General features: G+C 68.7%; 13 protein-coding genes. 7 read left to right on the top strand and 6 right to left on the bottom strand.

Going from position 1 to position 14,675, the window contains the following annotated elements:
- Positions 1 to 179: 179 nt before the first annotated feature.
- Positions 180 to 3,509: a TM0106 family RecB-like putative nuclease gene (locus tag AC1RTC_RS16905; protein WP_493157734.1), complete on the top strand. Its 3,330-nt coding sequence runs from the start codon at positions 180 to 182 to the stop codon at positions 3,507 to 3,509.
- Here the strand turns inward: AC1RTC_RS16905 and AC1RTC_RS16900 are convergent.
- From AC1RTC_RS16900 to phoU, 5 genes are all read right to left on the bottom strand, one after another.
- Positions 3,506 to 3,763: a ribbon-helix-helix domain-containing protein gene (locus AC1RTC_RS16900; RefSeq protein ID WP_493157733.1), complete on the bottom strand. Its 258-nt coding sequence runs from the start codon at positions 3,761 to 3,763 to the stop codon at positions 3,506 to 3,508. The genes AC1RTC_RS16905 and AC1RTC_RS16900 overlap by 4 nt on opposite strands.
- Positions 3,760 to 3,981: a hypothetical protein gene (locus AC1RTC_RS16895; protein WP_493157731.1), complete on the bottom strand. Its 222-nt coding sequence runs from the start codon at positions 3,979 to 3,981 to the stop codon at positions 3,760 to 3,762. The genes AC1RTC_RS16900 and AC1RTC_RS16895 overlap by 4 nt, the downstream gene beginning before the upstream one ends.
- Positions 3,982 to 4,047: 66 nt before the next feature.
- The gene (locus AC1RTC_RS16890) at positions 4,048 to 4,563 is read right to left on the bottom strand and encodes a hypothetical protein (protein ID WP_493157729.1); all 516 of its coding nucleotides are present in this window, start codon (positions 4,561 to 4,563) and stop codon (positions 4,048 to 4,050) included.
- Between the two features lie 136 nt (positions 4,564 to 4,699).
- The gene (locus AC1RTC_RS16885) at positions 4,700 to 5,866 is read right to left on the bottom strand and encodes an RtcB family protein (RefSeq protein ID WP_493157727.1); all 1,167 of its coding nucleotides are present in this window, start codon (positions 5,864 to 5,866) and stop codon (positions 4,700 to 4,702) included.
- Positions 5,867 to 6,448: 582 nt separating this feature from the next.
- The gene (gene phoU, locus AC1RTC_RS16880) at positions 6,449 to 7,105 is read right to left on the bottom strand and encodes a phosphate signaling complex protein PhoU (protein WP_493157725.1); all 657 of its coding nucleotides are present in this window, start codon (positions 7,103 to 7,105) and stop codon (positions 6,449 to 6,451) included.
- Between the two features lie 168 nt (positions 7,106 to 7,273).
- Here phoU and AC1RTC_RS16875 point away from each other — a divergent pair, with 168 nt between their 5' ends.
- Together AC1RTC_RS16875 and AC1RTC_RS16870 are read left to right on the top strand one after the other, a co-directional pair.
- Positions 7,274 to 8,428 carry a sensor histidine kinase gene (locus AC1RTC_RS16875; protein ID WP_493157723.1) on the top strand — a complete coding sequence of 385 codons (1,155 nt, stop codon included), beginning with the start codon at positions 7,274 to 7,276 and terminating at the stop codon, positions 8,426 to 8,428.
- The gene (locus AC1RTC_RS16870) at positions 8,425 to 9,105 is read left to right on the top strand and encodes a response regulator (protein WP_493157722.1); all 681 of its coding nucleotides are present in this window, start codon (positions 8,425 to 8,427) and stop codon (positions 9,103 to 9,105) included. The genes AC1RTC_RS16875 and AC1RTC_RS16870 overlap by 4 nt, the downstream gene beginning before the upstream one ends.
- A 142-nt stretch (positions 9,106 to 9,247) precedes the next feature.
- Here AC1RTC_RS16870 and AC1RTC_RS16865 read toward each other — a convergent pair whose 3' ends face one another.
- A complete protein-coding gene (locus AC1RTC_RS16865; protein ID WP_493157720.1) occupies positions 9,248 to 9,754 on the bottom strand; it encodes a hypothetical protein in 507 nt (168 codons plus the stop codon).
- A 176-nt stretch (positions 9,755 to 9,930) separates the two neighbouring features.
- Between AC1RTC_RS16865 and AC1RTC_RS16860 the strand changes: the two genes are divergently transcribed.
- From AC1RTC_RS16860 to rlmB, 4 genes are all read left to right on the top strand, one after another.
- The gene (locus AC1RTC_RS16860; RefSeq protein ID WP_493157718.1) at positions 9,931 to 10,413 is read left to right on the top strand and encodes a CarD family transcriptional regulator; all 483 of its coding nucleotides are present in this window, start codon (positions 9,931 to 9,933) and stop codon (positions 10,411 to 10,413) included.
- Between the two features lie 7 nt (positions 10,414 to 10,420).
- Positions 10,421 to 11,566: a 2-C-methyl-D-erythritol 4-phosphate cytidylyltransferase gene (gene ispD / locus AC1RTC_RS16855; protein WP_493157716.1), complete on the top strand. Its 1,146-nt coding sequence runs from the start codon at positions 10,421 to 10,423 to the stop codon at positions 11,564 to 11,566.
- A gap of 613 nt (positions 11,567 to 12,179) precedes the next feature.
- Positions 12,180 to 13,592, top strand: a complete 1,413-nt coding sequence (gene cysS / locus AC1RTC_RS16850; protein WP_493157714.1) for a cysteine--tRNA ligase — start codon at positions 12,180 to 12,182, stop codon at positions 13,590 to 13,592.
- Entirely contained in the window at positions 13,589 to 14,611 is a 1,023-nt protein-coding gene (rlmB, locus tag AC1RTC_RS16845) for a 23S rRNA (guanosine(2251)-2'-O)-methyltransferase RlmB (RefSeq protein ID WP_493157712.1), read from the top strand. Before cysS ends, rlmB begins: the two co-directional genes overlap by 4 nt.
- Positions 14,612 to 14,675 lie beyond the last annotated feature (64 nt).

Genomic DNA, 14,675 nt, shown 5'->3' with positions numbered 1-14,675 from the left:
ATAGCGCCACCCCGGGGCACCGGCTCCCGCACCGCCTCCACGAACCCGCATTTGTATCCCTCGCTCGCCGACACCGTCGCTGCGTCGATGATGCGGTCCGGAGAGGTGACGATAGTCGACCGTGTGTATTGGCTGCGGCCACGCGGAACTATGACGCACGCTCCCGCTAACCTGACCCCATGTTCCTGCTCGATGGCACGGTCGTCACGAGCCCGAGCGACCTCACCACCGCCGCGCACTGCGAGTTCGCCTTCGCACGGCAGCTCGACGCCAAACTCGGGCTGATCGAGATCGAGCGGGTGCCGCGGGATCCGCTCGAGGCCAGGGCGGCCGAACTCGGAGACGAGCACGAGAACCGGTGGCTCGAGTACTACCGGGCGAACACGAGTGTTGTCGAGATCGAGCGGCCGAGCATCCGGCGCGATGCTTTGAGGGAAGCGGCGAGGCAGACCGAGGAGGCGTTCCGGAACAACGCAGAGGTCGTGTTCCAGGCCACGTTCTTCGACGAGTCCGACCCGAAGGCCCCGATGATCGGGTTCGCCGACTTCATCGTGCGGCAGCCCGACGGGCGGTATCGGGTGCAGGATACGAAGCTGGCGCGGTCCGTGAAGGTGACGGCGCTGCTGCAGCTCGCCGCCTACTACGACCAACTCACGAGACTGAACGTGCCGGCGGATGAGACCGTCGAGCTGATCCTCGGAACCGACGAGGTGGTGCCGCAGGACGTCAACGACATCCTCCCGGTGTACCGGAAGCGCAAGGCGCGGCTGCACCAGATCGTGCACGAGAGGGCAACCGCCGAGAAGGCAGCCGAGTGGGGCGACCACCGGTACTCCGTCGACGGGCGGTGCGAGTTCTGTGAGCCGGAGGTGGAGGCATCCCGAGACCTGCTTCTTGTCGCCGGGATGCGGCTGGCGCAGCGGGCGAAGCTGATCGACGCGGGCATCGTCACGATCGACCAGCTGGCGGTGGCGGAGGATGCGCCGGCGGGACTCCGGCAGCAGGCCGCGCTGCAGCTGCAGGCGACAGGGCCGATCCCGCCGTTCGTCATGTTCGCGCCCGAGCTCATCGGCCACCTGCCCGAGCCCGACCTCGGCGACATCTTCTTCGACTTCGAGGGCGACCCGCTGTACAGGGAAGGGCACGTCTGGGGCCTCGACTACCTCTGGGGGCTCGTCGACCGCGACGAGACGTTCACCGCGTTCTGGGCGCACGACTTCGACGCCGAGCGAAAAGCCCTCGAGGAGTTCCTGGCGTGGGTGCAGGTCAGAAGAACGCAGTACCCGAACATGCACATCTACCACTACGCCTCCTACGAGCGCACGCACCTCCTGACCATCTCCGCGCGGCACGGCGTCGGCGAGCACATCGTCGACGACCTGCTGCGGGACAACGTGCTCGTCGACCTGTATCCGCTGGTGAAGAAGACCGTACGGGTGGGCGGCCGCTCGTACTCGATCAAGAAACTCGAGCCGCTGTACATGGGGGAGGAGCTGCGGGAGAGCGAGGTCGCGAACGCCGCGGCATCCATCGAGCAGTACGACCTGGCGATGCGCAGCGAGCCGAGCGAGCAGGAGCGCCTGCTCGAGACGATCGCCGACTACAACCGGTACGACTGCGTCTCCACACTGCGGCTGCACGAGTGGCTGCTGCAGCAGGCCGCGACCAAGGGTGTGCAGCCCGGCATGTACGACGAGCCTGTGGAGGAGCGGCTGCCGTTCGAGCCAAGCCTGCTGGCCGGGCAGCTTCTGGCTCGTGAAGACGGGTCAGGGGCCTTCGAGCTCGCGTCCGCGGCGGTCGACTACCACCGCCGCGAGAACAAGAGCTTCTGGTGGGAGCACTTCGCCCGCCTCGAGTACCCGGTGGAGGAGTGGCAGGATGCCCGCGGGGTGTTCCTCGTCACGAGCGGCGAGGTCGTCACCGAGTGGTTCACCAAGACGTCGGCGAGCTACCGCACGGTACGGCTCCGCGGCGAGTGGGCCCCCGGCAGCGCCACCTCCGCCGGCGAGGCCTTCACGCTCTACGACCCGCCCGGCCCCTACCGCGACCCGCGCATCGGCGGCGGACTGCGCCTGCCCGTCAACGCCTCCAGCGTCTACGCCGACGAGAGCGACCCCGACATCGTCTACGTCACCGAGCGCTGCCCGGGCGGCCAAGAGCCATGGCCCGGGATGCCCCTCGCCATAGTCCCCGGACCACCACCCCGCGCCGTGTCCCTGCAGCAGGCGATCGAGACGGTGGGCGCCCGCCTGTGCGAGGAGCCGTGGCCGCGCTCCTCCATCGGGGACATCCTCCGCCGCATCCCGAGCCGCACCAAGTCGGGCGTGCTCAGCCCCGTCGACGGCGACGTCAGAGCAGCCGTTGTCGCGAGCATCCTCGACCTCGATGACTCGTACCTCGCCGTGCAGGGGCCGCCCGGAACCGGCAAGACCACTCTCGCGGCCGGCGTGATCACCGAGCTCGTGCGCGACCACGGCTGGCGCATCGGCGTCGTCGCGCAGTCGCACAAGGTTGTCGAGAACGTGCTGCGCGCGGTCGTGAAGGCCGGGCTCGACCCGACGCGGGTGGCTAAGGCTCCGCCGACTGGCGGCAGCTACGCCGACGAGCCGTTCTTCGAGCTGCCGAAGGACACGCACCAGCTGTTCGCGCAGCGCAAGCACACCGGCTACGTCATGGGCGGCACCGCCTGGGACATGACCAACACCAAGCGCGTCGGCCGCCTCCAGTTCGACCTGCTCGTCATCGACGAGGCCGGCCAGTTCTCGCTCGCCGCGACCGCCGCCGTGAGCGTGAGCGCGCGCAACCTTCTCCTGCTCGGCGACCCGCAGCAGCTGCCCCAGGTGAGCCAGGGCACCCACCCGGCGCCGGTCGACCAGTCCGCGCTCGGCTTCATCGCCGACGGCCACGCGGTGCTGCCGCCCGAGTACGGCTACTTCCTCGCCGAGAGCTGGCGCATGCACTCCGCGATCACGGCCCCCGTCTCCGCGCTCGCCTACGACGGCGCCCTCCGTTCAGCGCCAAGCGCGGACGCCCGGATGCTCGTGGGCGTCGCCCCCGGGCTCCACCCCCTCCCCGTGGAGCACCACGGCAACGCCACCCACTCGGTCGAGGAGGCTCGTGCCGTGGTCGAGCTCGTGCGCGCGCACCTCGGCCGCGAGTGGAACGGCACGCCGCTCACGCAGGACGACATCATCGTGGTCACCCCCTACAACGCGCAGGTGGAGTGCATCCGCCTCGCTCTGGCCGACTACGCCGGCGTGCGGGTCGGGACCGTGGACAAGTTCCAGGGGCAGGAAGCCGTGATCTCGATCGTGTCGCTCGCGGCGTCGAGCCCGGTCGACGTTCCCCGCGGCCTCGACTTCCTGCTGTCGGGCAACCGCCTCAACGTGGCCATCAGCCGGGCGCAGTGGGCGGCGTACCTGCTGTACTCACCCGAGCTGGTCGACTTCCTGCCGTTCACGGCGGAGGGCGTCGCCGACCTGAGCCGCTTCATCCGGCTGGTGTCCTAGGCACTTGCCAGCCAGGCGCGAAGGGCGTCGCGAATAACGTCGCTGCGGGTGCGGTGATCGCGGCGAGCACGCTCATCGAGCGCGGCGTCGAGCTCGGGCTCGAGGCGCAACGTCGTGACCTGGGCCGCGGCCGTTCCCATGCGGGGTCGACCTCGGCGTTTGAGGGCAGGTACGTCGTAGCCGGCCTCGGCTTCGTCAGCCCAGGCGAGAATCTGCTTGTCGTCTATCGGTATTCCGCCCATGGACTCGGTCATCGGAGCCACCCGTCGGGAACCAGATACAGATAACTTGAACGGGCCTTCATTGCGTGGATGATGAGGTCGCTCCCGTCGTCTAGTTGGAGGACGATTGTTTCCAACAATCGCCCGGCGGTGTCGAATCCGAGTCGAAGTTCTCGACCCGGCTGGTTGTCCTCGATCGTCACGCTGACCAGATACGCAATCGCGGCGCTCATCACGTCGTGCTCGCTCACGCCGTGCTTGAGAGCCGCGACATGGACTCTGACGCGTTTATCGTAATACATTAATTGTGCGAAGTCCTAGGGGGCGGGCGTCGAGTGCTTTCGCCACGCCTCCTCCCGCGCCGCGTTCCTGGGACCGCACACAAGGCACTCGCAGTTCAGAAAGGGATGAGGGGGCGGAATGACTAGGTTTCTCGGCATCGTCTCGCTGCCGGGGTAGCTTTCGAAGTGGTACACCGGCCCGCTAGATCCCCAGTACTCGGAGTCATGGACCTGATGTCCAAGAAATGTCAGGCCGCGCTGCTCGAGCTCCTTGATGACGGCGGAGTCCAGGTCGTACTTGCGATAGAAGTCTTCATGTGGGCCGTTGTCCGGTACGCGATGGCCGATCGCGAAGTAGCTGATTGATTCGTCGATGGCGGCCAGGATGTCATCGCGATGCGCATCTAGCGACCCTGCATACCGCGCGGCGATCGCTTTGAGCCGAATCACCCGCATCTCGCTATCGAGGCAGGCGATGACGACCTGCCAATCGTCGTTCGGGAATGGGCCGAACATCAGCTCGTATAGGTCAAAGCCACTCTCGATGATCATGCGTCACAGTAAGGCGCCCGGTTGCCCGCACAACGTCTCAGCTGCAGCTTGAGGGGAGCCAGAGTCACTGTCATCCCGTGGGGAGGACGAGTGGTCCTGGGAAGAGGCCAGACGCCGAAGCGCCGGGCCTCCCCGATTAGTCGCCCTTCACGTTCACGACCTGCCGGAGCGTGTGCCTGATCCGCACCAGGTCGGAGGCGTCATCCATGACCTGGTCGATCGGCTTGTACGCCGCCGGGATCTCGTCGATGAACGCGTCGGTGTCCCGGTACTCGATCCCGGCCATCGCTGTCCGCAGGTCGTCGACCGTGAAGGCCTTCCGCGCCGCGGACCGGGAGTACTCCCGGCCCGCGCCGTGCGGCGAAGAGTGGAGCGCGACCGGGTTGCCGAGCCCCTCCACCACGTACGACGCAGTGCCCATCGAGCCCGGGATGAGGCCGGCCTCGCCCTCCCGGGCCGAGATCGCTCCCTTCCGCGAGAGCCAGACGTCCTTGCCGAAGTGATTCTCCTTCTGGGTGAAGTTGTGGTGGCAGTTGATCCGCTCGGACTCAACCACCGGCGTCCCTATCCACTCGGAGACCTGCCGCGCGACCCGGTCCATCATCTCCTCCCGATTGAGGAGGGCGAACCGCTGTGCCCAGGTGAGCTCGTCGATGTACCGCCCAAACTCGGGCGTTCCCTCGACGAGGTAGGCGAGGTCGGGGTCGGGCAGCGTGATCCACCACTTCTCCATCAGCGCCTTGGCGACCTTGATGTGGTGCTGGGCGATCTTGTTGCCGACGCCCCGGGAACCGGAGTGGAGGAACAGCCACACGGCATCCGTCTCGTCGAGGCTGACCTCGATGAAGTGGTTGCCCGAGCCGAGGGTGCCGAGCTGCAGCTCCCAGTTGCCGGCGTAGCTCTTCGGGTCGAAGCCCCGCTGGTCGGCGAGCGCCTTGAGCTCGGCGATCCTGGGCTCCGCCGTCGCCACCACCTTCCTGTTGTAAGCGCCGGCAGACGTCGGGATGGCTCGCTCGATTTGCTCCCGGAGCTCCCGCCGGTCGGCCGGCAATTCCGACGCGGCGAACTGCGTCTTGACTGCGATCATGCCGCAGCCGATGTCGACACCGACGGCCGCGGGCATGACAGCCCGCAGAGTCGGGATGACGGAGCCGACGGTCGCGCCGAGGCCCAGGTGGGCGTCCGGCATGAGCGCGACGTGCGGGAACACGAACGGCATTGCCGACGTGGTGAGCGCCTGCGCCTCCGCGTTTGCGTCGAGGATGGATGCCCAGCTCTTGAGCCGGGCGTTGATTGTCTTCATGGTCCTTTCGATTCTGTTAGGTCGGATTCGGGATGCGCCCGGGATCTCCGACCCTGCAGTGTCGAAAGTGAGATGTCCCGGGCCTCGAGGGCACGGGACAGAAAGTGTCCGCGACTACACGAGGTGCTGGAGGGCGCGCGTGAGGAACGCATCGGGCAGCTGGATGCTGCTCTCGTGCGTGTGCGCTTCGCGGTAGTTGTTGAGAGCCACTGCGATCACCTCCAGGTCAACGGGACGTGCCTGAGTGGCACGGAGTAGCGAGCCTAGCGCCCTTGGCCCTCCGTGCGGGTAACGATCGCGTTAACGCCGCCCCGGCGCGGGCGCGCGCGTCAGGACTCGCCGCCCATGCGGAGGTTTTGACACGATGCGGTCGCCGGGGCATCCGCATCGTGTCGAAAGGTCCGCATGGGCGCGGGGGAGGGCGAGGGTGCCCGGGGGAGGGCGAGGGCGCGGAGAAGGGAGGGGGCGCCGAGAAGGGCGCGGGGGCGGGGGAGGTCGAGGGGGCGCGAAGCTGCGCGCGAGCGCGCGCCCGCGTCACGGGAGGGAGGTTTCGATACGGCCGCGGGCGGCCTACTCAACCGGCTAGTTCGACGAGGGGGTGACCCAGTCGCCGGTCGCCAAGTACTGGACCTTCTTGGCGATGGAGACCGCGTGGTCCGCGAAGCGCTCGTGGTAGCGCGAGGCGAGGGTGGCGTCGACGGTGTCGACCGCCGCGCCCTTCCAGGTCTCGCCGAGCACCTTGTCGAACACCGAGAGGTGCAGCGCGTCGATCTTGTCGTCGTCGTTGCGGATCTCCTCGGCGAGCTTGACGTCCTCCGTCTTGAGGAGTTCGACGAGCTTGCGCGCGATCGCGACGTCGAGCTCGCCGAGCGAGGCGAACGTGCCGCGCAGCGACTTCGGGACGACCTTGTCGGGGAAGCGGTACCGCGCGAGCTGCGCGATGTGCTCGGCCATGTCGCCCATGCGCTCGAGCGACGCGGAGATCCGCAGCGCCGAGACGACGATGCGGAGGTCGCGGGCGACCGGCTGCTGGCGGGCCAGGATGTTGATGGCGAGCTCGTCGAGCTCGGCCGCGGCGGTGTCGATCTTCTCGTCGTCCGCGATCACGGTCTCGGCGAGCGAGACGTTGGACTCGTTGAAGGCTCGCGTCGCGTTCTCGATCGACTCGGCCACGAGGGTCGAGATCTCGACGAGGCGGTCCTGCACCTCTCGCAGTTCCTGCTGGAATACTTCGCGCACGCTTACGGTCCCTTCGTTGTGGGCATAGTGAAACCCACACGGTTCACCGCCAGACTGCCCGCGCTAGGTTAACGCGGGGTGCCGACGGTATGAACATCGCCTGAAGTGGAGCGGCAGTGGGGCAACGCCGACGGGCCCACCCGGCAGATTGAAACTAATCTAGTCCCCATGGACTCCGCGTGGCTGGTACCGGCCGCCCTTGCCTTCGGCATTGTCGTCGGGGCGGGCGTGTTCGCGATCGTCCTGGTGGCAGCGCGGCGGGGCCAGCGGGCGGTGGATGTCGTCAGCACCGCGGTCCCGGACGGCGTCGACCAGGTGCTCGACGCCCTGGAATCGGCTGGCGTCGTGATCGACCCGTCGAACAACGTCGTCAAGGCGTCGCCCGGGGCGCTCAGCCTCGGTCTCGTGTGGAACGGCGCGCTCGTGCATCCCGAGCTCACCAAGCTCGTCGACCAGGTCCGTCGCAATGGCGACCCGGTCAGCGAGGAGCTGCACCTCTCGCGCGGGCCGTTCGGCGAGGCGACCATCTACCTCGGGGTGCGCATCGCCCGGCTGGGCGCGCGGTACATCCTGCTGCTCGCCGAGGACCGCACCGAGTCGTTCCGCCTCGACGAGGTGCGGCGCGACTTCGTGGCGAACATCAGCCACGAGCTCAAGACCCCGATCGGCGCGGTCGGCCTGCTCGCCGAGGCGCTCGTCAGCGCGAGCGACGAGCCCGAGCAGGTCAAGCGGTTCGCGAAGCGCCTGACGAAGGAGTCCGAGCGGCTGGCGCGCATCACGCAGGAGATCATCGAACTCTCACGACTGCAGGCGACGGATGCCCTCGCCAAGGCCGAGCTCGTCGACATCGACCAGGTGGTGGCGGTGGCGATCGACCAGAACCGCGTGCTCGCCGAGGCCCACAAGGTGCAGCTGGTGAGCGGCGGGGATGCCGGCGCCGAGGTCTACGGCGACGAGACGCTGCTCGCGGTCGCCCTGCACAACCTCGTGTCCAACGCCATTCAGTACTCGCCGAAGAGCACTCGCGTCGGGATCGGCGTCAGCAACCGGGACGGCGTGATCGAGATCGCGGTGACCGACCAGGGCGTCGGCATCCCGGATGAAGACCAGGACCGGGTGTTCGAGCGCTTCTTCCGCACGGATCCGGCCCGCAGCAGGAACACCGGGGGCTCCGGTCTCGGGCTCAGCATCGTCAAGCACGCGATCCAGAACCACGGCGGGGACGTTCGCGTCTGGTCGCAGCCGGGGCACGGATCGACATTCACCATCAGGCTGCCAGAGGCATCGCACGCGGCAGCCGCATCCTTGGGAGCACAGCAATGACCCGCATCCTCATCGTCGAAGACGAGCCCTCGCTGAGCGACCCGCTCGCGTTCCTCCTGGGGCGCGAGGGGTACGAGACCGCGATCGCCGCCGACGGGCCCGCGGCGCTCGCCGAGTTCGACCGCGCCGGCGCCGATCTCGTGCTGCTCGACCTGATGCTCCCCGGGCTGCCCGGCACCGAGGTGTGCCGCGAGCTGCGGACCCGCTCGAGCGTGCCGATCATCATGCTCACGGCCAAGGACAGCGAGGTGGACATCGTCGTGGGCCTCGAGCTCGGCGCGGACGACTACGTCACGAAGCCGTACTCGACCCGCGAACTGTTGGCGCGCATCCGGGCAGTGCTGCGGCGCCGGGTCGAGACCGAGGACGACGACGAGGCCGTGCTCGAGGCGGGCTCCGTGCGGATGGACGTCGAGCGACACTCGGTGAGCGTCGACGGAGTGACCGTGCCGATGCCGCTCAAGGAGTTCGAGCTGCTTGAGCTGCTTCTGCGCAACGCGGGCCGCGTGCTCACGCGCGGGCAGCTGATCGACCGGGTGTGGGGCGTCGACTACTTCGGCGACACCAAGACGCTCGACGTGCACATCAAGCGCATCCGCTCGAAGATCGAGAAGGAGCCGTCGGAGCCGGTCATGCTCGTGACCGTGCGGGGGCTGGGGTACCGCTTCGAGGCGTGAGCGTGGGTTGGGTAGGCCCTCGAGGGCCGTATCGACACCTCGAAGTCGAGCAACCGGTTTCGATACGGGCGCTAGAGCGCCCTACTCAACCAGCTGGGCTGCCGGTTTCGATACGGGCGCTGGAGCGCCCTACTCAACCTGCCTAGCGCTCGATCTCGGGCGGCAGCAGGTCCTTGTACTCGGGGTGGCTGTCCGCGTTCATCACCGGCAGGAGCAGCTCTTTGCCCTCGTTGTCGCCGTACTGGAAGTAGACCGGGTACAGCCCGCCCGCCTTCACACCGGGGTTCAGGATGATGATCTGCGTCTCATCCGGAGTCGTGCCGTAGCTGGCGACATCACCGGCGCGCACCGACTTGGTGGTCGTGGTCTTCTCGCCGCCGGACTGGTACTGGATGCTCAGGTTGGCGATCTTCGAGCCCGTGTTCACGAAGGTGACCATCAGGCTGACCGCGTGGCCGTCCTCATTGATGAGGGCGAGGGCGTTGCGCACCGCGACGTCGCCGACCTGGGTGCCGATGCCGTCGCTCGGGTCGTACTCGATGAGCGTCGCCTGCTGCGAGACGAAGGTGCAGCCGGTGGTCCCTACGAGCAGGGCGCCGGCGAGGACAACGGATGCCGCGGCTCGGGCGGCGGCTGAGCGAGCTATCACGGGGTTCAGCTTACCGGCCCCCGTGGGTTGAGGAGGCCGCCCGCGGGCGTATCGAAATGCTGGTTTCGATACGCGCGCCAGAGCGCGCTGCTCAACCGGGTGGGGGCACAAAGTAAGGCAACCCTAACCTTGAAGTGCCTGTGATAAACTAGGTGTCTTCGAAAGGACCCCCATTCATGTTGTTTGAGGTCGGCGAGACTGTCGTATACCCCCACCACGGCGCTGCAACCATCTCCGAGGTGAAGACCAGGATCGTCAAGGGCGAGGAGAAGCTCTACCTGAAACTGCGCGTCACTCAGGGCGATCTGACGATTGAAGTTCCCGCGGAGAACGTCGACCTCGTCGGCGTCCGCGACGTGATCGGCAAGGAGGGCCTGGACAAGGTCTTCGAGGTGCTGCGCGCTCCCTTCACGGAGGAGCCCACCAACTGGAGCCGCCGTTACAAGGCCAACCTCGAGAAGCTCGCGTCCGGCGATGTCATCAAGGTGTCGGAGGTCGTCCGCGACCTGTGGCGCCGCGACCAGGACCGCGGCCTCTCCGCCGGCGAGAAGCGCATGCTCGCGAAGGCCCGCCAGATCCTGATCTCCGAGCTCGCGCTCGCGGAGAAGACTGACGAGGAGAAGGCCTCCACAGTCCTCGACGAGGTTCTGGCTTCCTAGCCGTTCTGTGATCGGCATCATCGTCGTCGCCGCGGGCAGCGGCACGCGCCTCGGCGCCGAGCAGCCCAAGGCGTTCGTTGAGGTGCGCGGAGTCCCCGTGCTCGAGCGCGCCCTCGCGGGCGTGTTCGGCTCCGTCGAGCCCGCGCAGGTCGTGGTGGTCGCGCCGGCGTCGCACCTGGCGGCGGCACGGGCTATCGCGACGCGGGCGGCGGGCGCTGCATCCGGTGCCGTCTCGGTCGTCGTCGGCGGGGCCACGCGCCAGGACTCCGTGGCGAACGGGCTCGCGGCGCTCGACCCCTCCGTCGAAGTAGTGCTCGTGCACGACGCGGCACGCGCCCTCACCCCGAGCGCGCTGTTCGACCGCGTGGTGCGGGCTGTCGTGGCATCCGGCAGCGGGGTCATCCCGAGCCTGCCCGTCGCCGACACGATCAAGCGGGTCGCGGAGACGACCGTGCTCGAGACCGTCGACCGCAGCGCGCTCGTGCACGTGCAGACGCCGCAGGGGTTCCCGCGCGCGCAACTGGTGGAGGCCTATGCCGCTGCCACGCAGGAGTTCACGGACGACGCCGCCTTGTTCGCGGCCGCCGGCCACACGGTCGAGACCGTGGAGGGGGAGGCCCGCGCCTTCAAGATCACGACCCCGTGGGATCTCGCGCGCGCCGAGAACGTGCTGGGTGTGACGGCGTCCATGCGCACGGGGGTCGGCATCGACGTCCACGCGTACGACCCGGCCGAGCCGCTCTGGCTGGGCGGCCTGTACTGGCCCGACGAGGTCGGTCTGGCCGGTCACTCCGACGGCGACGCGCTGTGCCACGCGATCTGCGACGCCCTGCTCTCGGCGGCGGGCCTGGGCGACATCGGCGGCCGGTTCGGCACGGATGACCCGCGCTTCGCCGGCGCGCACGGCGACGTGTTCATCGGCGAGACGGTCGCGCTCGTGTCGGGCGCCGGCTGGACCGTGGGCAACGTCGCCGTCCAGCTCGTGGCGAAGCACCCCCGCCTCGGCGCGCGCCGCACGGAGCTCGAGAGCCACCTCTCCTCCCTCGTCGGAGCGCCCGTGAGCGTCTCCGCCACCACCAGCGACGGCCTCGGCTTCACCGGCCGAGCCGAAGGGGTAGCTGTCGTCGCGACCGCGCTCATCACGCGCGCCTAAGGGCTTCGGCTCCGGCTCCGGGGCCCCTCCGCGCCGCTTGCGGTTGCGCTTGTCCTTGCCCTTGCCTCTCCCCCTCCCGCCGGGCCCCACCTCTCTGCCCTCGCCGACTATGTGAACGTTCTGCTGCCGTGCTGTTTGCGGCGGTCGTGACGGGAGATCGGCATCGTGCGGGTCCGCGGACCTCACCGCCGAACATTCACCGTTTGTAGGACAAATCGAAACGTCCTACAAACGGTGAACGTGTCGCACGTAGGAGCGACGGCAGGGCCCGAGCGGGCGTGGAAGGGGCAGAAGCGGGAGCGGGGAGGCCGAAGCGGGAGCGGGGAGGTGGGAGCGGGAGCGGGGAGGTGGGAGTGGGAGTGGGGAGGTGGGAGTGGGAGTGGGAGTGGGAGTGGGAGTGGGAGTGGGGAGGCAATGGCAGGAGGGTAGCGGGGGAGGCGGAGCCAGCGGCGGCAAGAGGCGGCGGCGGCCGGTGGCGGCCGGTGGCGGCCGAGGGGCGGAGGCGGCAAGAGACGGCGGCGGAGGGGCGGCGGCGGAGGCGGCAGAAGGGCGGAGGCGGGGTGGGAATTGGAGCTCGGGGCCGGGTGGGGCGGCTTCCCCGTAAACTTGCGGGGTGACAGTGCGGCTCTACGACTCCAAGGCGCAAGCCGAGGCTGACTTCGTTCCTCTGGTTGAGGGCAAGGTCGGCATGTACGTCTGCGGACCCACCGTGCAGTCCAGCCCCCACATCGGCCACCTGCGATCGGCCCTCGTCTACGACCTGTGGCGGCGCTGGCTCACCTATCGCGGCTACGACGTCACCCTGGTGCGCAACGTCACCGACATCGACGACAAGATCCTCGACGCGTCGAGAACGACGGCGAACGGCGAGAAGTGGTGGGCCCTCGCCTACCGGTACGAGCTGGAGTTCACGGCGGGCTACACGCGCTTGGGCATCCTGCCGCCGACCTACGAGCCACGGGCGACGGCGTCCATCGGGGAGATGCGCGAGATCATCGAGCGCCTCATCGACTCCGGCCACGCGTACGCCGCCGAGGGCGACGTCTACTTCGACACGGCCAGCTGGCCGAGCTACGGCGAGCTCACGCGCCAGAAGCCCGAGAACATGGAGGCCGCCGGCGACGCCGACCCGCGCGGCAAGCGGGCCCCGCAGGACTTCGCCCTGTGGAAGGGCCGCAAAGACGATGAGCCGGCGGATGCCTCGTGGCCGTCGCCCTGGGGCCCGGGCCGTCCGGGCTGGCACATCGAGTGCTCGGCCATGTCGCGCCGGTACCTCGGTGCCGCCTTCGACATCCACGGCGGAGGACTCGACCTGCGCTTCCCGCACCACGAGAACGAGATCGCGCAGTCCACGGCCGCCGGCGACCCGTTCGCCAGCTACTGGGTGCACAACGGGCTCGTGAACATCAACGGGCAGAAGATGTCCAAGTCGCTCGGCAACTCGATCTTCGCGGCCGAGTTCCTCGAGCAGGCGCGGCCGATCGTCGTGCGCTACTTCCTCGGGGCCGCTCACTACCGCTCCACCATCGACTACCACGACGGCTCGCTCGCCGAGGCGGAGGCCGCCCTCGACCGCATCGAGGTGTTCCTCACGCGCGCCGACCGCCGCCTCGCCGGCACGAAGTTCGCGGGCAGCGGCGTGGAGATCGTCCCGGAGGCGTTCGGCGCGGCGATGGACGACGACCTCGGGGTGCCGCAGGCGCTCGCGGTGCTGCACGAGACCGTGCGCGCCGGCAACGCCGCGCTCGACAACGGGGACCTCCAGGCCGTGGCATCCGCCCGGGGTGAAGTCCTCGCCATGAGCGAGGTGCTCGGGATCAACCCGCTGTCGCCGCAGTGGAAGGCCGACTCGGCGCCCGCCGACCGCGCGCTCGGGCAGCTCGTCGAGACGCTCATCGCCGATCGCAACGCCGCCCGTGCGGCCAAAGACTTCGCAGCGGCTGACAGGATCCGTGATGAACTTGCCGCTGCGGGCATCGCCGTCGAAGACGGCCCGACCGGATCCCATTGGAGCATCGACTCATGAAAAGCCCAGGAAACAAGCCCCGCGCGGGCGCCGTCCGCAAGTCTCGCAAAGGCCCGCAGGTCGGCTCCGGCGGGCAGGGCCGCCAGGCCCTCGAGGGCAAGAAGCCCACGCCCAAGGCTGAGGACCGCCCGTACCACCCCGCCGGGAAGCGCAAGGCCGCAGCCGAGCGCTTCGAGGCGGCCGGCGGCAAGCGCTCCGGCAAGAGGCCCGAGACGAGCGGCCCCGCCAGGGTGCAGCGCGACCGCAGCCCGAAGTCGGCTGACGAGTCGGAGATGGTGACCGGCCGCAACTCGGTGCTCGAGGCGCTCCGCGCGAAGATCCCGGTGACGACGCTCTACATGGCGGCGCGCATCGAGTTCGACGACCGCGTGAAGGAGATCCTGTCGATCGCGACCGGCCGCGGCATCCCGATTCTCGAAGTCATGCGCCCCGAGCTCGACCGCCTCGCGGGCTTCGACTCCGTGCACCAGGGCGTCGCGCTGAAGGTGCCGCCGTACGAGTACGCGCACCCGATGGAGCTGCTCGACAAGGTGCTGTCGCGCGGCCAGGTGCCCCTGTTCGTCGCGCTGGACGGCATCACCGACCCGCGCAACCTTGGCGCGATCATCCGGTCGGTCGCCGCGTTCGGCGGGCACGGGGTGATCGTGCCGCAGCGGCGGTCCGTGGGGCTCACGGCGTCGGCGTGGAAGACCTCGGCCGGTGCTGCCGCCCGCACGCCCGTGGCGATGGCCGGCAACCTCACCCAGACCATCAAGGCCTACAAGGAGCGCGGCGTGTTCGTGCTCGGGCTCGACGGCGGCGGGGACACCATGCTGCCCGACCTGCAGCTCGCGAAGGAGCCGGTGCTCGTCGTGGTCGGCAGCGAGGGCAAGGGCCTCTCGCGCCTCGTGACGGAGAACTGTGACGCCGTGGTGTCGATCCCGATCAGCGCGGCGACCGAGTCGCTCAACGCCGGTATCGCCGCGAGCGTGACGCTGTACGAGATCTCGAAGCTGCGGGCCGCGGCGAAGAAGAAGTAGGGGCGGGTTGAGTAGGGTGCCCGCGCCCGTATCGAAACCAGGTTTCGATACGGGCGCTAGAGCG

It is taken from the genome of Rhodoglobus sp. GW821-FHT12B09, from assembly GCF_058809925.1.
This window is presented reverse-complemented; position numbering and strand designations above follow the sequence as displayed.

Coding starts and splice junctions, on each gene's coding strand:
- AC1RTC_RS16905 (WP_493157734.1), top strand. CDS start 180: ATGTTCCTGCTCGATGGCACGGTCGTCACGAGCCCGAGCGACCTCACC.
- AC1RTC_RS16900 (WP_493157733.1), bottom strand. CDS start 3,763: ATGACCGAGTCCATGGGCGGAATACCGATAGACGACAAGCAGATTCTC.
- AC1RTC_RS16890 (WP_493157729.1), bottom strand. CDS start 4,563: ATGATCATCGAGAGTGGCTTTGACCTATACGAGCTGATGTTCGGCCCA.
- AC1RTC_RS16885 (WP_493157727.1), bottom strand. CDS start 5,866: ATGAAGACAATCAACGCCCGGCTCAAGAGCTGGGCATCCATCCTCGAC.
- AC1RTC_RS16875 (WP_493157723.1), top strand. CDS start 7,274: ATGGACTCCGCGTGGCTGGTACCGGCCGCCCTTGCCTTCGGCATTGTC.
- AC1RTC_RS16870 (WP_493157722.1), top strand. CDS start 8,425: ATGACCCGCATCCTCATCGTCGAAGACGAGCCCTCGCTGAGCGACCCG.
- AC1RTC_RS16860 (WP_493157718.1), top strand. CDS start 9,931: ATGTTGTTTGAGGTCGGCGAGACTGTCGTATACCCCCACCACGGCGCT.
- rlmB (WP_493157712.1), top strand. CDS start 13,589: ATGAAAAGCCCAGGAAACAAGCCCCGCGCGGGCGCCGTCCGCAAGTCT.